The 19,351-nt window shown below is 59.0% G+C and carries 20 protein-coding genes and 4 tRNA genes; 13 read left to right on the forward strand and 11 right to left on the reverse strand.

The genetic code is table 11. The features are described from left to right. The 4 genes from LOY55_RS26045 to yacG are packed head-to-tail and all read left to right on the forward strand — an operon-like array spanning position 1 to position 2,909. The gene (locus tag LOY55_RS26045) at positions 1 to 1,218 is read left to right on the forward strand and encodes a type II secretion system F family protein (protein WP_223522736.1); all 1,218 of its coding nucleotides are present in this window, start codon (positions 1 to 3) and stop codon (positions 1,216 to 1,218) included. Position 1,219: 1 nt separating this feature from the next. Further along, positions 1,220 to 2,092, forward strand: coding sequence for an A24 family peptidase (locus LOY55_RS26050; RefSeq protein WP_223522735.1), 873 nt, complete (start codon positions 1,220 to 1,222; stop codon positions 2,090 to 2,092). After that, on the forward strand, positions 2,089 to 2,712 hold the full coding sequence (gene coaE, locus LOY55_RS26055) for a dephospho-CoA kinase (RefSeq protein WP_046028514.1): 624 nt from the start codon (positions 2,089 to 2,091) through the stop codon (positions 2,710 to 2,712). The genes LOY55_RS26050 and coaE overlap by 4 nt, the downstream gene beginning before the upstream one ends. Then, positions 2,709 to 2,909, forward strand: coding sequence for a DNA gyrase inhibitor YacG (gene yacG, locus LOY55_RS26060; protein ID WP_046028515.1), 201 nt, complete (start codon positions 2,709 to 2,711; stop codon positions 2,907 to 2,909). The genes coaE and yacG overlap by 4 nt, the downstream gene beginning before the upstream one ends. A gap of 3 nt (positions 2,910 to 2,912) precedes the next feature. On the opposite strand, the gene LOY55_RS26065 is transcribed toward yacG, so the two are convergent. From LOY55_RS26065 to LOY55_RS26075, 3 genes are all read right to left on the reverse strand, one after another. Beyond that, positions 2,913 to 3,128, reverse strand: a complete 216-nt coding sequence (locus tag LOY55_RS26065) for a hypothetical protein (RefSeq protein ID WP_046028516.1) — start codon at positions 3,126 to 3,128, stop codon at positions 2,913 to 2,915. A 63-nt stretch (positions 3,129 to 3,191) separates the two neighbouring features. Next, the gene (locus LOY55_RS26070) at positions 3,192 to 3,881 is read right to left on the reverse strand and encodes an energy-coupling factor ABC transporter permease (RefSeq protein WP_077431246.1); all 690 of its coding nucleotides are present in this window, start codon (positions 3,879 to 3,881) and stop codon (positions 3,192 to 3,194) included. Continuing rightward, positions 3,878 to 4,351, reverse strand: coding sequence for an FAD/FMN-containing dehydrogenase (locus LOY55_RS26075; RefSeq protein WP_077432188.1), 474 nt, complete (start codon positions 4,349 to 4,351; stop codon positions 3,878 to 3,880). Before LOY55_RS26075 ends, LOY55_RS26070 begins: the two co-directional genes overlap by 4 nt. Before the next feature lie 129 nt (positions 4,352 to 4,480). Between LOY55_RS26075 and LOY55_RS26080 the strand changes: the two genes are divergently transcribed. The 5 genes from LOY55_RS26080 (at position 4,481) to LOY55_RS26100 (ending at position 7,940) form a co-directional block, all read left to right on the forward strand. Continuing rightward, positions 4,481 to 5,107 (forward strand): DUF1780 domain-containing protein, encoded by a 627-nt coding sequence (locus tag LOY55_RS26080; protein WP_109786285.1) that lies wholly within the window; start codon positions 4,481 to 4,483, stop codon positions 5,105 to 5,107. Continuing rightward, positions 5,104 to 5,631 carry an MOSC domain-containing protein gene (locus LOY55_RS26085; RefSeq protein WP_046028520.1) on the forward strand — a complete coding sequence of 176 codons (528 nt, stop codon included), beginning with the start codon at positions 5,104 to 5,106 and terminating at the stop codon, positions 5,629 to 5,631. The genes LOY55_RS26080 and LOY55_RS26085 overlap by 4 nt, the downstream gene beginning before the upstream one ends. A gap of 50 nt (positions 5,632 to 5,681) precedes the next feature. Then, positions 5,682 to 5,855 (forward strand): DUF3094 domain-containing protein, encoded by a 174-nt coding sequence (locus tag LOY55_RS26090; RefSeq protein WP_032830895.1) that lies wholly within the window; start codon positions 5,682 to 5,684, stop codon positions 5,853 to 5,855. Positions 5,856 to 5,915: 60 nt separating this feature from the next. Continuing rightward, entirely contained in the window at positions 5,916 to 7,214 is a 1,299-nt protein-coding gene (locus LOY55_RS26095) for an NAD(P)/FAD-dependent oxidoreductase (protein ID WP_046028521.1), read from the forward strand. 327 nt (positions 7,215 to 7,541) lie between these two features. Further along, the gene (locus tag LOY55_RS26100; RefSeq protein WP_077431244.1) at positions 7,542 to 7,940 is read left to right on the forward strand and encodes a hypothetical protein; all 399 of its coding nucleotides are present in this window, start codon (positions 7,542 to 7,544) and stop codon (positions 7,938 to 7,940) included. A gap of 59 nt (positions 7,941 to 7,999) precedes the next feature. Here LOY55_RS26100 and LOY55_RS26105 read toward each other — a convergent pair whose 3' ends face one another. The 8 genes from LOY55_RS26105 to rluD form a co-directional block, all read right to left on the reverse strand. Continuing rightward, the gene (locus LOY55_RS26105) at positions 8,000 to 9,625 is read right to left on the reverse strand and encodes a methyl-accepting chemotaxis protein (RefSeq protein ID WP_223522733.1); all 1,626 of its coding nucleotides are present in this window, start codon (positions 9,623 to 9,625) and stop codon (positions 8,000 to 8,002) included. 172 nt (positions 9,626 to 9,797) lie between these two features. Continuing rightward, positions 9,798 to 9,874 (reverse strand) — tRNA-Pro (locus LOY55_RS26110). Positions 9,875 to 9,970: 96 nt separating this feature from the next. After that, a tRNA-Lys gene (locus tag LOY55_RS26115) sits at positions 9,971 to 10,046 on the reverse strand. 5 nt (positions 10,047 to 10,051) lie between these two features. Next, positions 10,052 to 10,128: transfer RNA gene (locus tag LOY55_RS26120), tRNA-Pro, on the reverse strand. 9 nt (positions 10,129 to 10,137) lie between these two features. Next, positions 10,138 to 10,213: transfer RNA gene (locus LOY55_RS26125), tRNA-Asn, on the reverse strand. 299 nt (positions 10,214 to 10,512) lie between these two features. Then, entirely contained in the window at positions 10,513 to 13,077 is a 2,565-nt protein-coding gene (gene clpB, locus LOY55_RS26130) for an ATP-dependent chaperone ClpB (RefSeq protein ID WP_109786288.1), read from the reverse strand. Positions 13,078 to 13,207: 130 nt separating this feature from the next. Beyond that, the gene (gene pgeF / locus LOY55_RS26135; RefSeq protein ID WP_223522732.1) at positions 13,208 to 13,933 is read right to left on the reverse strand and encodes a peptidoglycan editing factor PgeF; all 726 of its coding nucleotides are present in this window, start codon (positions 13,931 to 13,933) and stop codon (positions 13,208 to 13,210) included. Continuing rightward, on the reverse strand, positions 13,930 to 14,892 hold the full coding sequence (rluD, locus tag LOY55_RS26140) for a 23S rRNA pseudouridine(1911/1915/1917) synthase RluD (RefSeq protein ID WP_046028527.1): 963 nt from the start codon (positions 14,890 to 14,892) through the stop codon (positions 13,930 to 13,932). The genes pgeF and rluD overlap by 4 nt, the downstream gene beginning before the upstream one ends. A 151-nt stretch (positions 14,893 to 15,043) precedes the next feature. Here rluD and LOY55_RS26145 point away from each other — a divergent pair, with 151 nt between their 5' ends. The 4 genes from LOY55_RS26145 (at position 15,044) to LOY55_RS26160 (ending at position 19,343) form a co-directional block, all read left to right on the forward strand. Then, positions 15,044 to 16,066 carry an outer membrane protein assembly factor BamD gene (locus tag LOY55_RS26145; RefSeq protein WP_046028529.1) on the forward strand — a complete coding sequence of 341 codons (1,023 nt, stop codon included), beginning with the start codon at positions 15,044 to 15,046 and terminating at the stop codon, positions 16,064 to 16,066. A gap of 121 nt (positions 16,067 to 16,187) precedes the next feature. Next, positions 16,188 to 16,421, forward strand: a complete 234-nt coding sequence (locus LOY55_RS26150) for a PP0621 family protein (protein WP_046028530.1) — start codon at positions 16,188 to 16,190, stop codon at positions 16,419 to 16,421. Further along, the gene (locus tag LOY55_RS26155; RefSeq protein WP_223522747.1) at positions 16,411 to 18,000 is read left to right on the forward strand and encodes a PAS domain-containing sensor histidine kinase; all 1,590 of its coding nucleotides are present in this window, start codon (positions 16,411 to 16,413) and stop codon (positions 17,998 to 18,000) included. Before LOY55_RS26150 ends, LOY55_RS26155 begins: the two co-directional genes overlap by 11 nt. 2 nt (positions 18,001 to 18,002) lie before the next feature. Continuing rightward, complete coding sequence (locus LOY55_RS26160) at positions 18,003 to 19,343, forward strand: sigma-54 dependent transcriptional regulator (RefSeq protein WP_109786291.1); 1,341 nt, start codon at positions 18,003 to 18,005, stop codon at positions 19,341 to 19,343. The last annotated feature ends 8 nt before the right edge of the window (positions 19,344 to 19,351 follow it).

Raw genomic sequence — 19,351 nt, forward strand, 5'->3', positions numbered from 1 at the left:
ATGGCGGTCAAAGCAGCAAAAATCAGCGTCTATGCCTGGGAAGGCACAGACCGCAAAGGCACCCGAATGACAGGCGAGTTGAGCGGCCAGAACCCGGCGTTGATCAAGGCCCAACTGCGCAAGCAAGGCATCAATCCCGGCAAGATACGCAAGAAATCCGCCTCGATTTTCAGCGTCGGCAAACGCATCAAGACCCAGGATATTGCCCTGTTCACCCGGCAGATGGCGACCATGATGAAAGCGGGCGTGCCGCTGCTGCAGTCATTCGACATTATCGGCGAAGGCTTCGATAACCCGGCCATGCGCAAACTGGTGGACGAGGTGAAACAGGAAGTCGCGGCCGGTAACAGCTTCGCCGCGTCCCTGCGCAAGAAGCCGCAGTATTTCGATGAGCTCTACTGCAACCTGGTGGACGCCGGCGAGCAGGCTGGCGCTCTCGATACCCTGTTGGAACGGGTGGCCACCTACAAGGAAAAGAGCGAAAGCCTCAAGGCCAAGATCAAGAAAGCCATGACCTACCCGCTCGCGGTGGTGTTTGTCGCGATCATTGTCACGGGGATTCTGCTGGTCAAGGTGGTGCCCCAGTTCGAGTCGGTGTTCAAAGGGTTTGGCGCTGAACTGCCGGCGTTCACCGTGATGGTCATCGGCCTTTCGGCGTTCATGCAGCAGTGGTGGTGGGCGCTGCTCGGCGGGTTGATCGCGGGCATTTTCGGTGTGCGCCACGCTTTCAGGAAGTCCCCCGGGTTTCGCGACTGGACGGACACCTGGCTGTTGAAGCTGCCGCTGATTGGCACGCTGATGTACAAATCTGCCGTGGCCCGTTACGCCCGTACGCTGTCGACCACCTTTGCCGCAGGTGTCCCGCTGGTCGAAGCGCTGGAGTCCGTGGCCGGCGCCACTGGCAACATTGTGTTCAAGCGTGCGGTGCTGCGGATCAGGCAGGACGTGTCGACCGGCATGCAGTTGAACTTCTCCATGCGCACCTCGGGCATCTTCCCCAACATGGCGATTCAGATGACAGCGATTGGCGAAGAGTCCGGCGCACTGGATGACATGCTCGACAAAGTCGCGAGTTTCTATGAGGACGAAGTGGACAACATGGTCGATAACCTCACCAGCCTGATGGAGCCGTTCATCATGGTCGTGCTCGGTGTTATCGTCGGAGGCCTGGTGGTTGCAATGTACCTGCCCATCTTCCAACTCGGCTCAGCGATCTGACATGCCCTTGAATGAAATCCTGACTGTTTATCCGCTGGCGTTCGTGGCCATTGCACTGGTTGTAGGTCTGCTGGTGGGCAGTTTCCTCAATGTGGTGGTCTGGCGCCTGCCGAAAATGCTCAACCGCGAATGGCGGTTGCAGGCCCATGACGTGCTCGGTGTCCCCGCCGAAGCACCAGGCCCGCCCTACAATTTGATGCTGCCCCATTCCCATTGCCCGCATTGCGACCATCGAATTCGCCCATGGGAAAACGTTCCGGTGCTCAGTTACCTGTTTTTAAGGGGGCGGTGTTCAAACTGCAGCGCACCGATCAGCAAGCGCTACCCGCTGACTGAACTGGCCTGCAGCCTGCTCTCGGCGTTTATCGCCTGGCATTTCGGTTTCGGTTGGCAGGCCGGCACGGTACTGGTCCTGAGTTGGGGATTGCTGGCGATGAGCCTGATCGACGCCGAGCACCAATTGCTGCCGGACGTGTTGGTGCTGCCGCTGTTGTGGCTCGGGTTGATCGTCAACAGCTTCGGGGTTTTCGTGTCATTGCATGAAGCCCTGTGGGGAGCAGTGGCCGGGTACATGGTGTTGTGGACGGTGTACTGGCTGTTCAAGCTGCTCACCGGCAAAGACGGGATTGGCCACGGTGATTTCAAGTTGCTGGCCATGCTGGGGGCCTGGGGCGGCTGGCAGATTTTGCCTCTGACGATTCTGCTGTCATCGCTCGCGGGGGTATTCGTCGGCGTGATTTTGCTGCGCTTGCGCAATGCGAATACATCGACGCCGATCCCCTTCGGCCCCTATCTGGCGATTGCCGGCTGGATTGCCTTGCTCTGGGGTGGTCAAATAACCGACTTCTATTGGCAGTTTGTCGGTTTGAAATGAATACCCCTGTGGAAAAACCCTGGATTCTTGGCCTGACCGGCGGCATCGGCAGCGGCAAAAGCGCCGCTGCCCAGCACTTCATCGACCTGGGCATCCATGTCGTGGACGCCGATCACGCGGCGCGCTGGGTGGTGGAACCGGGTCGCCCGGCGCTGGCCGCCATCGCCGAACACTTCGGCCCCGGTGTGCTGCAAGCCGACGGGCAACTGGATCGCGCGGCTCTGCGCAGCTTGATTTTTGAAGTGCCGGAGGAACGCCGGTGGCTCGAAGGCTTGTTGCATCCGTTGATCGGTGAAGAAATTGCTCACAATCTAGCCAAGGCACAATCGCCTTACGCGATTCTGGTTTCACCGCTGCTGATCGAATCCGGGCAGTACGCCATGACCCAACGTGTCCTGGTGATCGATGCCCCTGAAAAACTACAGATCGAACGCACCTTGCAGCGTGACCAGACCAGCGAGCAACAGGTCCAGGCGATCCTCAAGGCCCAGTCCAGCCGCCAGGACCGCGTGAGCCATGCCGACGACGTCGTGGTCAACGACCGTGACCTCGCCTGGCTGCACAGCGAGGTCGAACGCCTGCATCACTTTTACCTTACTTTGCGTGGAGGCCAGTCATGAGCCAGACCCCAACCGTCCAATGCCCAACCTGTGGCGCTCCTGTTGAATGGAGTGCCGAGAGCACCTTCCGGCCGTTCTGCTCGGATCGCTGCAAACTGATCGACCTCGGGGCGTGGGCATCGGAAGAACACAAGATTCCCGTCAGCCCGGACGCCGAAGACGAAATGTTCAGCGAAGATTTCGAACCGCGCCACTGATGTTCAAGGCCGCGTAAAACCGTAGTCCTGGCCGTCATCGAGGTTTTCCGCGAGAAAACGCAACTCGTCGGCCAGGTCTTCGGCACTGCGCACCGCTTTACTCTGCTGCACCACGGCACTGAGCAGGGCGCGCAAGCTCAAGCCCGGATCAAATCCCACCTCCTGCGCCCCATCCAGACTCTGACGCAACTCCTGCCGTGCCCATTCGTAAACACTCATGCCCATGCTCCTGAAGGTTTTGCCGAGCATGAGTTCACCCGCGTCAGAAAGATTTGATGCGGATCAAGACTTCGGATCGTCGTCATTCCAGGGTGCTGAAAGATAGCGTGTGCGGTTGAACGTCTCCAGCCACTCGGGGCAAAACACCACCAGTGCGCTGACCAGCATGCCGTTGATGAACGCTTCCGGAAAAATCAGCAGCCACAGATAGCCGACAAAATCTTCCAGCCAATACGGCATGGCAAAGCGTTCGTCGTACCACAACACAAACAGCGCCAGCAGCAGGCACAACAACGCCGACAGCGCGGCGGCAAAAAAACCGGAACAGAAGATATACACAAAGGGATTACGCGGTTGTGCGCGCTCCACCAGGATGGCGATGCACTCGGTAACCCACACGGGCAGCAAAATCAGCAACGCCCCGTTTACGCCGATAGCGACCAGGTCCTGACGTCCGAGCAGCACCAGTCCGAACTGCGCAATCAAGCCGCCGACGATTGCCAACGGCCAATCCAGCAACAAGGTCACGGCCGTCATGCCGATGAAGTGATAAGACACGCCGGTGTCGAAATCCCGTCGCACCAGCCACAGCATAAACAGCGCGAACACGGTGCCAAACAGCAAATGCTGGCGGCGGCTGTCGGTGAACAGCTCAACCCAAGGCGCACGCCAGATGGCCCAGAGCACGATGGGCACAAAGATCAGCCAGCCGACTGTCAGCGTTTCGGGTGACAGCAGCTCGGCGCCGATCATGGCCGGGCCTTCTCTAGCGCCTCATGCAGTTGCGCGGCCGTGGCATATTCGTGTTGTGCCAACAATTGGCCGTCCTTGAGTTGCAACCACAGTACTTTGTCCTCAGCCCCAGGGTAGCGCGGCGCCACACGCCCCTCACGGTCCAGCATTACCCGGTAGGAGTAATCACGCATGGCCGGAATGGCAACCATCTTCGCGATCAACCGTGGCATGCGCTGAATGTCCGCTAAAAATACGACGTGCCGCGCCTCCAGATAGCCTTTTGGCTGGCCTTGCAGCGCAGCCTCTACCAGTTTGGCGGCATCCATACTTCGCGCCACCAGCAGCGTCTGAGTCTTGGTCTGATTATCCAGTGTAAACGCCTGGTCGTACTGATCGAGCAAGGTCCAGGGCGCCAGCCGCTCGCCCACTTCCAGCGCCTGGGCCCACAAGGGCAGAAATCCGAGCAGCAACACCGGCCAATATTTCACATTCATCCCCTTGTCCTATCGCTTCTGCATGATGGCCATCAGTCTACACCGCCCTTTCAGACTGCCCAGTGACGTCCATTGCCGGTAAACGCTTTCTGCTTGTCGCATTTGAACGCTAAGCTTGGGCCTATGGATGACTCAGATTATTTACGCCTGCTGACCATCGCGGCCGAGCAAGCCAACGCGTTCCTCTCCAATGCCCGCAAATGGGAGCGGGAGCGTTGGGTATGCCAGCGCCTGCTGCAAGGCTTGAACATTCCCTACCGCGCCGACGAATTCGCCCCGGCCGGCGAGCCGCCGGACGTGCTGTTTCGCGAGGCGAATTTCGAAGTGTTCTTCGTGCTCGATGAGGGCCGGCGCCTGAACGACGAATGGCGCGACGAGTTGCAACGTCGCCGCAGCGCGTTTTCGTTGAGTCAGTTAGTACGACGTGAAGCCAAACCCAAACGCATCCCCGCCAATGAATTTTTGCTGAGACTGGCGCCGACCTTGCGCAAAAAAGCGCACAACTACAAAGAACGTGGCATGGACCTGGGGGAGCTCGACATCATCGCCTTCGCCAGCCTCAAGCGCGAAGTGCTGGACCTCAATAGCCACTTTCCACCCCCGACCGAATATTTGCGCCAAGGCTGGCGCTCGTTATCGCTGGTCGGCCCGACATTCGCCCGGGTGCTGTTCGCGCACCCCGAAGCCCCGGATTTCCTGCGCAGCAACCTGGGTCGCAGCATCGTCTTCGATGTCGGCATCAGCCTGTGAGCCCACTGCAGGAATTGATCGCGCAGGTCCCGCAAACCGGCCGCGTACGCTGGATCGGCGTGCGCCCGCAATCACGCTCGCCGATGATCGCACTCGATGCTGTGGAGGCGCGGTTTGAAGCCGGTTTGACCGGCGATCACGCCCGGCCCGGAGCGCGCAATGCGCGGCAGGTGACGTTGATTCAATGGGAACACCTGGCCGCCATCAGTTCGCTGATGGGCCGGCCCGACGATCAACCGGTATTGCCGCAGGACCTACGGCGCAACCTGGTGGTCAGCGGCATCAACCTGTTCAGCCTCAAGGGCCGACGCTTCAAAATCGGCCAGGCCATTTTTGAAACCACTGGTTGGTGCCAGCCCTGCGCGCGCCTTGAACACAACCTCGGCCCCGGGACCTTTCAGGCCGTGCGCGGCCATGGCGGAATCACCGTCCGAGTGTTACAAAGTGGCATCATTCGACTGGACGACACGGTGAGCGTCGAGCCCATCCCGGACAGCGGCTATGCTCCGTTCAACGTTCGTTAACTCAGCCTGTAGCTTCTACACATTCAGCAACGTCTACTGACGAGGCCTATATGACCAGCCGCTTGAACCCAGACGACCAGAAGCATGTCGAAGAGTACCTGCACCTGTCCCAGCACCGAGTCGAGCGCCGGCCTTTCCGGCCGTGGATGCTCCTGGTGGTGGTGTTGGCAGTGACCATTGGTCTGGGCCTTTTGAGCCGACTTATCAGTTACCTGACGCTATGAGCCGCATCGCGCTCGCTCGGGTAATTGCACCGATTTCTTTTAGCCTTGCGAGTTATCCCCATGTCCCATCGTATTGTTATTGTCGGCGGCGGCGCCGGCGGTCTGGAGTTGGCTACCCGTCTGGGTAAGACTCTGGGCAAGCGTGGCACGGCCAGTGTGATGCTGGTCGACGCGAACCTGACCCACATCTGGAAGCCGTTACTGCATGAAGTGGCGGCCGGGTCGCTGAACTCTTCCGAAGACGAACTCAATTATGTTGCCCAGGCAAAATGGAACCACTTCGAGTTCCAGCTGGGGCGCATGAGCGGGCTTGACCGCACGCAGAAAAAAATCCAGCTAGCCGCCACCTATGACGAGGCCGGCCTGGAATTGGTCCCTGCCCGCGAAGTGCCCTACGACTCGCTGGTGATCTCCGTCGGCAGCACCACCAACGATTTCGGCACTCAGGGCGCGGCGCAGCACTGCCTGTTCCTCGATACCCGAAAACAGGCCGAACGTTTCCACCAGCAACTGCTTAACCACTATCTGCGTGCCCATGCCGGGCAAACCGACAAGGTCGAACAGATCAGCGTGGCCATCGTCGGCGCCGGTGCCACGGGCGTGGAACTGGCCGCCGAGCTGCACAACGCCGCTCACGAGCTGGCCGCTTATGGCCTGGACCGGATCAAACCGGAAAACATGCACATCACCCTGATCGAAGCCGGCCCACGGGTGTTGCCCGCCCTGCCGGAACGTATCGGTGGGCCTGTGCATAAAACCCTGGAGAAACTCGGGGTCAATGTGATGACCAATGCGGCGGTCAGTGAAGTGACGGCCGACAGCCTGATCACCGCCGATGGCAAAGTGATCAACGCCAGCCTGAAAGTCTGGGCGGCGGGCATTCGCGCACCGGGTTTCCTCAAGGACATCGACGGCCTGGAAACCAACCGCATCAATCAACTGCAGGTACTGCCGACCCTGCAAACCACGCGCGACGAGAACATCTTCGCCTTCGGTGACTGCGCGGCCTGCCCGCAACCGGGCACTGACCGTAATGTGCCGCCGCGAGCACAGGCAGCGCACCAGCAAGCTTCGTTGCTGGCCAAATCGCTGAAGCTGCGTATCGAAGGCAAGGCATTGCCGACGTACAAGTACACCGATTACGGCTCATTGATCTCGCTGTCGCGTTTTTCGGCTGTGGGTAACTTGATGGGTAACCTGACCGGCAGCGTGATGCTGGAAGGCTGGCTGGCGCGGATGTTTTACGTGTCGCTGTACCGCATGCACCAGATGGCGCTGTATGGCGCGTTCCGCACGGCGATGCTGATGCTGGGCAGCAAGATTGGTCGCGGGACTGAGCCTCGGCTCAAGCTGCACTAAAGTTTCCGGCGTCAGCCAGGGCCTCATCGCGGGCAAGCCACGCTCCCACATTGGATCTGTGCACGACGCAGATCCAATGTAGGAGCGCGGCTTACCCGCGATGCAGGCGCCTCGGTCTAACCGGCGAACACTTCTGTGTCTCACTGTATCTGCCCCCGCGATTTGCCCCTTCGCTTACAAACTCCCCCCTTGCGCGACACAGTAGCGATACACCCATCCCGCTAAATGGCCACACCCGAGCAAGGCACCCCGCCTGCACTGGTTATCGCCGCACTCACGTGGCGTCCTTTATCGAACGGTTGTGTCGCGCAACCCAGGAGATTTGAAATGTCCCGTACCACCAAAAACACTATCGGTTTGCTTGGCGCTGTTTTGGCCGGTGGCATGATGTTGACCGGCACCGTATTCGCTTCGCAGCCGCTGACTCAAGGCTATCTGCTGGCTTCGGCCGAACAGGTGGTGAAAACCCCTGAGGGCAAATGTGGTGAAGGCAAGTGTGGCGATGCGTCGATGGCCAAGACCGACACCGATGGCGACGGCAAGGTATCCCGCGCGGAATTCCAGAAAGTTGCGCCGAAGTCCAACTTCGACAAGATCGACACCAACCACGATGGCTTCATCGACGAGAAAGAGGCTTACGACAACGTGAAAGCCAACTTCGAAGCGAACGGCAAGAAAATGCCAAAAGGCTTGTTCGAGCACCTGAAAGACCAAGACGGCGCCTAAGCCTTCGAGTACCCAGCCCCGCTCTCCAACGAGAAGCGGGGCTTTTTTGTCTGGCGGATTTACACCTGGAAGCGCTGTACCAAGCCCTGCAGAGCGTTGGCCAATTTTGACAACTCATGACTGGAGGCGCTGGTCTGATCGGCGCCGGTGGCGGAACGCACCGACAGATCACGAATGTTCACCAGGTTGCGGTCCACTTCGCGGGCCACTTGCGCTTGTTCTTCGGCGGCGCTGGCGATCACCAGATTACGTTCGTGAATTTCATGGACCGAGGCAGTGATGGTCTGCAGCGCGTCACCTGCCCGCTCCGCCAGGACCCGCGTGCTGGCAGCACGGGAAGCACTGGCGTTCATCGAGTCCAGCGCCAGGCTCGAACCATTGCGCATGCCTTGGACCATTTGCTCGATTTCCTGGGTCGATTGCTGCGTGCGATGCGCCAGCGCACGCACTTCATCGGCCACGACCGCAAAACCGCGTCCGCTTTCACCCGCGCGCGCCGCCTCAATCGCCGCGTTGAGCGCCAACAGGTTGGTTTGCTCGGCGATAGCCCGAATCACATCCAGCACTTTGCCGATGTCCTGAGACTGGTTGGCCAAGGACTGCACCAACTCACCGGTATGCTGCACGTCATTGGCCAAGGCGCTGATGGCACTCGCGGTTTCGCTGACCCGCTCCTGCCCCAGATGCGCCGATTCGCTGGACTGACGGGTGGCATCGGAGGTCGACACCGCGTTGCGCGCAACTTCTTCCACGGCGATGGTCATTTGATTGACCGCTGTGGCGGCCTGCTCAATCTCGTTGTTCTGTTGTTGCAGACCTTGAGTGCTATTAAGCGTGACGGCGTTCAACTCATCCGCCGCGGTGGCCAGTTGCGTGGCCGAACCGCTGATGGCTTGCAGGGTTTCGCGCAAATTGCGCTGCATCGTCGCCAGGGCTTTGAGCAAGCGGCTGACTTCGTCATTGCCATGGGTTTCGATAGGCCGGGTCAGATCGCCTCGTGCCACACTTTCCGCTGCGGTCAGGGCTTCGTTCAATGGACGGACGATGCTGCGGGTCAGCAACATGGCCAGGCCGACGGTGGCCAGCGCCGCCAATGCGATGAACAGGCTGACGATCGTTCGCGACGTGTCGTAATGCGCTGCGGACTTCTCACTCTCAGTTGCAACTTGTTTGGCGAACAGGTCGGCCAAGTCATTAAGCTGCTTGCCGGAGCCGTCGACCACGGTTTTCATGTCGATCAACAACAGTTTGGTCAGTTCGTCATGGCGACCTTGCTCGGCAAGGGTGAAAGACTGGGCAATGCCTGTGCGATAGGCCGCGAAAGTGGTTTTGAACTGGTCATACAAGGCTTGGCCTTCGGGGGTGTCGACCAACTTGTCGTAAGTCGCGATTTTCTCGCTCAGTTCTTTGTCTCGGGTGTCCATTTGTCCGCGGTAGACCGGAATGTTTTTCGGGTCTTGGTCCAGGGCCATGCGCAACGAAATGGTACGAATGCGCAGCATCAACTCGCGGATCTCGTCCCCACCACGAATACTCGGCAGCCATTGCTTCTCCACTGCCACCTCACTGTCGCGAATGCTCGACATCTGCCCCAGCGCAAATACGCCGAGCAAAGCGACCAACACAGCGATCAGGGCAAACCCCAGCGCTGCTCGAGGAGCAATATTCAACTGACGAAGCAACATAACGAACGCCCTTTTTCTTGTAATGACTTGGATAAGGGGCAGTTACGGCAGGACCCCGTCGCTTGGCTATCGGCAAGTTGTACGATGACCTGAAGGGAATTGCCTTTTCGGCAGACAAAAAAACGGCAGACAAAAAAAATCCCCGTATCTTTCGATACGAGGATTTTTAATATGGTCGGGGTAAGGGGATTCGAACTCCTGACATCCTGCTCCCAAAGCAGGCGCGCTACCGGACTGCGCTATACCCCGGTAAAAAAAAGGCGACCTTTGCAAGTCGCCTTCTTCGATCAGCGCTTTTGGCCTCTGATCTTAAGATTCGATTCCAGCGTTAACTGGTTTCAAAAATGGTGGGTCGTGTGGGATTCGAACCTACGACCAATTGGTTAAAAGCCAACTGCTCTACCAACTGAGCTAACGACCCAAAAATGGTCGGGGTAAGGGGATTCGAACTCCTGACATCCTGCTCCCAAAGCAGGCGCGCTACCGGACTGCGCTATACCCCGGTTTGAAATTGGCTCCGTGACCAGGACTCGAACCTGGGACCCAATGATTAACAGTCATTTGCTCTACCGACTGAGCTATCACGGAACTACATATTTCAATTTACAACGGTGAAGCTTTTTGCGTTCTCTTCGACCCGTTCGCATCGCTGCGTTCGTGTGTCTGAGGCGCGCTATTCTACAATCTTAAGCACCTCTGTCAACCCCCTAAATTGCTTTCAAGTTAATGATTTGCAACTTATTTCAGATTTCCGCTTGGGGAGCAGAAACCCTTCCGGGTGACTTACTGCGGGGCGCACTTTACAAGCCTTTTCCTTAGAGTTCAACAGCCTGGCGAAAAAAAGGCCTCGCAATGCGAGGCCTCGTCAGTTTTGTTGCCAGGATGGATCAGACGAATACGATTTCGTCGTTTTCCACCACACCCTTGGCGGTATCGCCGGGCATGAAGCGACCCGACAGAATCAACTGAGCCAGCGGGTTCTCGATCCAGCGCTGAATCGCTCGTTTGAGCGGACGTGCGCCGTACACAGGGTCGTAACCCACCGCAATCAGCTTATCCATGGCCTCAGGGCTCAGTTCAAGCTTGAGCTCGCGCTCGGTCAGGCGACTGCGCAGGCGACCCAACTGGATCTCGGTAATGCCCGCGATCTGATCCCGCGCCAGTGGCTCGAAGATCACCACTTCGTCGACCCGGTTAATGAACTCCGGCCGGAAGTGGCTGGAAATCGCATCCATCACCGCCGCACGCTGCGCCTCACGATCACCGACCAGTTCCTGGATCTGCACCGAGCCCAGGTTGGAGGTCATGACGATCACGGTATTCTTGAAGTCCACCGTGCGGCCATGGCTGTCGGTCAAGCGACCATCTTCCAGCACTTGCAGCAAGATGTTGAACACATCCGGGTGGGCCTTCTCGACCTCATCCAGGAGGATCACCGAGTAAGGCTTGCGACGCACCGCCTCGGTCAGGTAACCGCCCTCCTCGTAGCCTACGTATCCTGGTGGCGCACCGATCAGTCGGGCCACGGAATGTTTCTCCATGAACTCGGACATGTCGATTCGCACCATGGCCTCTTCCGTATCAAAGAGGAACTCGGCCAACGCCTTGCACAGCTCGGTTTTACCGACACCGGTCGGGCCGAGGAACATGAACGAACCGCTCGGGCGATTCGGGTCGGACAACCCGGCCCGGGAACGCCGCACGGCGTTGGAGACCGCGACCACGGCTTCGTCCTGACCGATCACACGCTGGTGCAACAGGCTTTCCATCTTCATCAGCTTGTCGCGCTCGCCTTCGAGCATTTTCGACACCGGAATGCCGGTCCACTTCGACACGACTTCAGCGATCTCTTCTTCGGTCACCTTGCTGCGCAGCAACTGGTTCTCGCTTTTACCGTGCTGATCGACCATTTGCAGGCTGCGCTCCAGGTCCGGGATCACCCCGTACTGCAGCTCGGCCATGCGGTTCAGGTCACCTTTACGGCGCGCGGCTTCCAGTTCCTGACGGGACTGTTCGATTTTCTGCTGGATCTGCGCAGAGCCCTGGACTTCGGCTTTTTCCGAGTTCCAGATTTCTTCGAGGTCCGAGTATTCACGCTCATGACGCGCGATTTCTTCCTGGAGTTTTTCCAGGCGTTTCATCGCCGCTTCATCGCTTTCTTTTTTCAGCGCCTGGGATTCCACCTTCAACTGAATCAGGCGACGCTCCAGACGATCCAGTACTTCCGGCTTGGAGTCGATCTCCATACGAATACGGCTGGCCGCTTCGTCGATCAGGTCGATGGCCTTGTCCGGCAACTGGCGGTCGGTGATGTAGCGATGACTGAGCTTGGCCGCAGCGATGATCGCGCCGTCGGTAATCGCCACTTTGTGGTGAACCTCGTAACGCTCTTTCAGGCCACGCAGAATGGCGATGGTGTCTTCCTCGCTCGGTTCGTCCACCAGTACTTTCTGGAAGCGCCGCTCAAGGGCTGCGTCCTTCTCTATATATTGGCGGTACTCATTGAGCGTGGTCGCACCGACGCAATGCAGTTCACCGCGAGCCAGCGCAGGCTTGAGCATATTGCCCGCATCCATCGAGCCTTCGCCTTTACCGGCGCCGACCATGGTGTGCAGTTCGTCGATGAACAGAATGATCTGCCCTTCCTGCTTCGACAGCTCGTTGAGCAGCGATTTCAGGCGCTCTTCAAACTCACCGCGATACTTGGCACCGGCAATCAGCGCCCCCATGTCGAGGGACAGCAGGCGCTTGCCCTTCAGGCCATCCGGCACTTCACCATTAATGATGCGCTGGGCCAGACCTTCGGCAATGGCGGTTTTACCCACGCCAGGTTCACCGATCAGTACCGGGTTGTTCTTGGTGCGACGTTGCAGGACCTGAATGGTCCGGCGAATTTCGTCGTCTCGGCCGATCACTGGGTCGAGCTTGCCTTCTTCGGCGCGCTTGGTCAGGTCGACGGTGTACTTATCCAGCGCCTGGCGCGATTCCTCGTGGTTGGCATCGTTGACCGCTTCGCCACCACGCAGGTTGTTGATCGCGTTTTCCAGGGCTTTCTTGCTCACGCCCTGACCCAGCAGCAATTTGCCGAGCTTGCTGTTCTCGTCCATGGCGGCCAGCAGCACCAGTTCGCTGGAGATGAACTGATCGCCCTTCTGTTGGGCCAGGCGATCAGCCTGATTGAGCAGGCGCGCCAAGTCCTGCGACATGTTCACGTCGCCGGTCGGGTTCTGGATTTTCGGCAGTTGATCGAGCTCTTTGGTCAGCTCTTTGCGCAAACTGTTGACGTCGAAACCGACCTGCATCAGCAGGGGTTTGATCGAACCACCCTGCTGTTCAAGCATGGCTTGCATCAAGTGCGCCGGTTCAATGCCGGAATGGTCAAGGCCGACGGCCAGAGATTGGGCGTCGGATAGTGCTAACTGCAATTTGCTGGTTAAACGATCTATACGCATGGGTCACCTTCCTTTTGAGCAGGCCGGACCTATAAAACATCCTGAATGAAGAAACCTGCCAGATACCGTTATAGATGCGGTCGATTCTGGGAGTTTCAAGCGTCGATCAGTTGATGCAGATCAGAGAAGTTTAGCGTTCGAGCCAGATAAGGGAGGCAAAGCGACCCGTGCGAGGACTGCGACGATAAGAAAAGAAGCGCGGATCGGTCACGGTGCAGAAACCGCCACCATAAACAGCCGTGACACCGCGAGTAGCCAGACGCAAACGCGCCAGCTCATAGATGTCAGCCATAAATTTGCCAGCATTGGCACTCGGCACAAAGGCTTTGGCGGCTTCCGGCAATTGCTCAACGAAGGTTTCGCGCACTTCCGGGCCGACTTCAAAGGCTTGCGGGCCGATGGCCGGGCCAAGCCAGACCAGTACGTCGGCGGGCGGCACGTCCAGGCTGTCGAGCGTCGCTTCGAGCACACCCGCCGCCAATCCACGCCAACCGGCATGGGCCGCCGCCACGCGAGTGCCGGCGCGGTCGCAAAACAGCGCAGGTAAACAGTCGGCGGTCATCGCCGTGCAGGCGATGCCGGGTGTTGCCGTCCAGCTGGCGTCAGCCGTGGCGACCTGGCTTGGGTCTGCATGAGCCACGACGATGCCGTGAACCTGCTGCAACCAGGCCGGTTGAATAGAGAAGTGATCGGTCAGGCGACGGCGATTTTCGGCAACAGCTTCAGGGCTGTCATCGACGTGATCGCCGAGATTGAGGCTGTCGAACGGCGCCAGACTGACGCCGCCCGCACGGGTGGTCACACAGGCTTTCACCCCGGTAGGCGCAGGCCAGTCGGGAATCAGCCAGTCACTCATCCGATGAACGCCTCACGGTCTTGCTTGAGCAGGGTCAGCAACCAGACGAAATCGTCCGGCAGTGGCGATTCCCAGCTCATGCGCACGCCAGTAGTCGGGTGATCCAGCTCCAGGAACCGTGCATGCAGGGCCTGGCGCGGGAACGCCTTCAACGATTCGACCATGGTCGGGTTAGCTGCCGGCGGGATGCGGAAGCGACCGCCGTAGGCAGGGTCTCCGACCAACGGGAAGTTGATGTGAGCCATGTGCACACGAATCTGGTGGGTACGACCGGTTTCCAGCTTCACCCGAACGTGGGTGTGGGAGCGGAAACGCTCGAGCACGCGGTAATGGCTGACGGCTTGCTTGCCCCCTTCCATCACGGCCATGCGCTGGCGTTGCTGACCGTGACGACCGATGGGCGCGTTGATCTTGCCACCCGCCGTCACCACACCGATCACGATGCATTCGTAGATCCGGCTTACGCTGCGGCTCTGCAATTGCGTGACAAGCTGTGTCTGCGCTTGAATGGTCTTGGCCACCACCATCAGACCGGTGGTGTCCTTGTCCAGGCGATGCACGATACCGGCGCGGGGCACATTGATAATGTCCGGCACGTGATGCAGCAAGGCGTTGAGCAAGGTGCCATCAGCGTGACCGGCAGCCGGATGCACCACCAGGCCCGCAGGCTTGTTGATCACCAGGATGTCGTCATCTTCATAGACGATGTCCAGCTCGATGTCTTGAGCGATCCATTCGCCCTGAGCTTCCTGCTCGGCAGTCAGTTCAAGAATGGCGCCACCGTGAACGATGTCTCGCGGGCGGATAACCGCCCCATCCACAGTCAGGCGGCCGTCTTTGATCCAGGCGGAAAGGCGCGAGCGCGAGTGCTCAGCGAATAATTGTGCGGCGACTTGATCGAGGCGTTGGCCGCCCAATTCGGACGGCACCTCTGCGCGAAGTTCAATTTTATCGGACATGCTCAGACTAGGCGTCGGCACAGCCTTTGGTTTCGGCTGCGCGCTTGTGGTTAAATACGGCGTCTTTTGCCCCGAGGCTATTCAACGGGGCGCTCATCATAACAGGACGGCCTCGCCCAAGACAGCGGCCGTCATAGGGACGCAAGCCGCCATGCAAGTGAAACACCTGCTGCTGATCGCCATCCTCGCATTGACCGCTGCTTGCTCATCGAAGGAAGTCGTAGACGAAAACCTTAGCGAAGTCGAGCTGTACCAGCAGGCTCAGCAAGATCTCGACAATAGTAGCTATACCAGCGCCATCGCGAAGCTGAAGGCTCTGGAATCGCGTTATCCGTTCGGTCGCTACGCTGATCAGGCTCAACTCGAGCTCATCTACGCCAACTACAAGAACACCGAGCCAGAAGCTGCAAAGTCTGCTGCCGAGCGTTTCATTCGTCTGCACCCGCAGCACCCGAACGTGGATTACGCCTACTACCTGAAAGGTCTGACTTCCTTTGATCAGGACGTTGGCCTGCTGTCGCGTTTCCTGCCGCTGGACATGACCAAGCGTGACCCGGGCGCTGCCCGCGACTCCTACAACGAGTTCGCCCAGCTGACCAGCCGCTTCCCGAACAGCCGTTACTCGCCAGACGCCAAGCAGCGCATGATTTACCTGCGTAACCTGCTGGCGGCCTACGAGATTCACGTTGCCGACTATTACCTGACCCGTCAGGCCTATGTCGCCGCCGCAAACCGTGGCCGTTACGTGGTAGAAAACTTCCAGGAGACGCCTTCGGTCGGTGACGGCCTGGCGGTCATGACTGAAGCCTACATGCGCATGCACCTGGACGAGCTGGCGGCCACCAGCCTTGAAACCCTGAAGCTCAACTACCCGAACCACCCAAGCCTGGAAGACGGTCAGTTCAAGCCTTCGGTCGCCGAAGCCGACAACCGTTCGTGGTTGAGCAAGGCCACGCTGGGCCTGATCGAATCCAGCCCACCGCTGCCGCCGGGCGAAACCCGCGCCAACCAGGACGTGCAGCGACAGTTCCAGGACGCCAAGGACGCAATTCCGAGCGAGCTGAAGCCTAAAGACGGAAATGGCGACGCGATCGAAGAAGAGAATCACGAGGCCGAAGGCAACAACAGCGACCGTTCCTGGTTCAGCTACATGACCTTTGGCGTGTTCGACTGACACCTCAGGTTGTACAAAAGGAGCCTTGCGAGGCTCCTTTTTTGTGGGCGTGATTATTAGGCTGTGCGCTCGGCATGTCCTTGGCTAAACTGCTGAATCACTCGCCAAATAGCAGCTCATCATGCTTCGTTTACTGTTCTGGATCGCCCTGATTGCCGCTGCGGTATGGTTCTGGCGCAAATTCAAGGGCTCGGCTTCCGCCCCCAAGTCCTCCCCTGAGCTGGAGGCCGCCCCCATGGTCCGCTGCGCCCATTGTGGCGTGCACCTGCCTCGCGACCGTGCGCTGAGTCTTCAACAGCAATGGTATTGCAGCCAGGCTCACCTTGAGCAAGGCCCGGGCCCGAGTGGTCGCTGAGACGTCCAGTCCCGGCGGCAAACAGGCTCAGCGGCTGCTGCGCCTTTATCACCTCTATCGCTTAAGCGTCGGCATCACCTTGGTGTTGCTGACTACCAGCAACCTGGACAACCAGTTACTGACGTTCGCCAGAGACGACCTGCTGCGCAATGGCAGCTGGTTGTACCTGGTGCTGAATATTCTGCTGGTGGTGTTTCTGGAAAACACCCAAAAACCAGCACAGCTCTTCAGTCTGGCACTGGTCGACGTCTTGCTGCTCTGTGGTTTGTTCTACGCCGCAGGCGGCGTGGCCAGCGCCATCGGCAATCTATTGATCGTGTCGGTGGCCATCAGCAATGCCCTGCTGCGTGGACGTACCGGCCTGTTGATAGCCGCTGTCGGCGCACTGGGGATCGTCGGCTTGAGTTTCCTCCTGAGCTTCAGCCACCCGACCAGCCCCAACGACTACCTGCAAGTCAGCACGCTCGGCGCACTGTGCTTTGCCGCAGCATGGCTGGTACAAGGCTTGACCAGGCGACTGGAGGTCAGCGAACACCTCGCCGAACAGCGAGCCAGCGAAGTGGTAGGCCTCGAAGCACTCAATGCGCTGATCCTGCAACGCATGCGCACCGGCATTCTGGTGCTGGATGAACAACGACGTGTGCAACTGGCCAATCACAGCGCCTTGACCTTGCTGGGGCATAAAGCACTCGATGGACATCGGATCGACGACTTTTCACCCGCACTGGTCGAACGTCTTCAGCTCTGGCTCAACAATCCGACGTTGCGCCCGCAAAGCCTGAAAAACGCCCGCAGTGGCCTGGAACTGCAACCCAGTTTCATCGCTCTGGACCAGAGCCCAAACCATCAGACCCTGGTGTTTCTCGAGGACCTCGCTCAGGTCGCACAACAGGCACAGCAGTTGAAACTCGCCGCCCTCGGTCGACTGACGGCAGGTATTGCCCATGAAATCCGCAACCCACTGGGTGCCATCAGTCATGCCGCGCAATTGCTGCGCGAATCCGAGGAACTCAATGGCGTGGATCGGCGTCTGACCCAGATTATTCAAGATCACTCAGCGCGAATGAATCGGGTTATCGAAAACGTCCTGCAACTGTCCCGCCGCCAGCAAACAGTACCGCAACGGCTCGATCTGAAGCCGTGGCTGGAACGATTCGTCACCGAAACCCGTGAGGGTGCCCCTCTGGGTCAGCACATTCACCTGCGTACCGGGCCAGGCGACTTCAACACCTTGATGGACCCGAACCAGCTCACCCAGATTCTGGACAATTTGTTGCGCAATGCCTGGCGCCATAGCGCCCTCAATCACGACGAAGCCCAGGTCTGGCTTGAGCTGTTTGTCGATGTCGACAGCCAGTTGCCCATACTGGAAGTGCTGGACGATGGGCCCGGCGTGGCACCGGACCAGCAGGTGCATTTGTTCGAACCGTTCTTTACCACCAGTAGCCAAGGCACAGGCCTGGGGCTCTATCTGTCCCGTGAGCTGTGCGAAAGCAACCAGGCCCGCCTAGACTTCCAACCACGCCAAGGCGGCGGCTGCTTTCGCATCACTTTTGCTCACGGACGGAAACAAAGTTGAACATGAGCCCACGGCCAAAAGTCCTGATCGTCGACGACGAACCCGATATCCGCGAACTCCTCGAAATCACCCTCGGACGGATGAAACTCGATACCTTCAGTGCCCGTAACGTGGGCGATGCCCAAGCCTTGCTGGCCCGGGAAACATTCGACCTGTGCCTGACCGACATGCGCTTGCCTGACGGCACCGGCCTCGAACTGGTGCAGCATATCCAGCAGCGTTATCCGCAAGTGCCGGTGGCGATGATCACCGCCTACGGCAGTCTCGAAACTGCGATCAACGCGCTCAAGGCTGGCGCCTTCGACTTCCTGACGAAACCGGTCGACCTCACTCGCCTGCGGGAACTGGTCACCAGTGCCCTGCGCCTGCCTGCACCGGGCGGAGCCAGTACGGCCAGTGATCGTCGCCTGCTGGGTGACTCACTGCCTATGCGCAGTCTGCGCAAACACATCGACAAACTCGCCCGCAGCCAGGCACCGGTGTACATCAGCGGCGAATCCGGCAGTGGCAAGGAGTTGGTCGCACGGCTGATTCACGAGCAAGGACCGCGAGCCCATCATCCATTTGTCCCGGTCAACTGCGGGGCGATTCCGTCAGAGCTGATGGAGAGCGAGTTCTTCGGCCATCGCAAAGGCAGTTTCAGTGGCGCCATCGAAGACAAGCGAGGGTTGTTCCAGGCAGCCCATGGCGGAACGTTGTTTCTCGACGAAGTCGCGGATCTACCTTTGGCGATGCAGGTCAAACTGCTGCGCGCGATTCAGGAGAAAGCGGTTCGCAGCATCGGCGAATCACAGGAAACGGTGGTCGATGTGCGCATCCTTTGCGCCACCCACAAAGACCTTGATGCCGAAGTCTTTGCAGAACGTTTTCGTCAGGATTTGTATTACCGGCTCAACGTGATCGAGCTGCCGGTTCCGCCCTTGCGCGAACGCCGTGACGACATCGAACCACTGGCCAGCCACGTGCTCAAGCGCTTGGCAGCCAGCAGCGGCCAACCTGCCGCAAAGCTCCACCCTCTGGCCCTGGAGGCACTGAAAAGCTACCGATTCCCGGGTAACGTGCGGGAACTGGAGAACGTGCTCGAACGGGCTTACACCCTGTGTGAAAACAAGCAGATCGAAGCCAGCGACCTGCGCCTGGCCGAAGGCAATTGCACGGCAGAGACCGGCGTGCCGGACCTGACGCAGATCGATAATCTTGAACACTATCTGGAAAACGTCGAACGCAAACTCATCCTCCAGGCGCTGGAGGAAACCCGCTGGAACCGCACGGCGGCGGCTCAGCGGTTGAGCCTGTCATTTCGGTCGATGCGTTACCGACTGAAGAAATTCGGACTGGATTGAGGGCCTCT

The sequence above is a fragment of the Pseudomonas sp. B21-040 genome (assembly GCF_024748695.1).
GTDB lineage: Bacteria > Pseudomonadota > Gammaproteobacteria > Pseudomonadales > Pseudomonadaceae > Aquipseudomonas.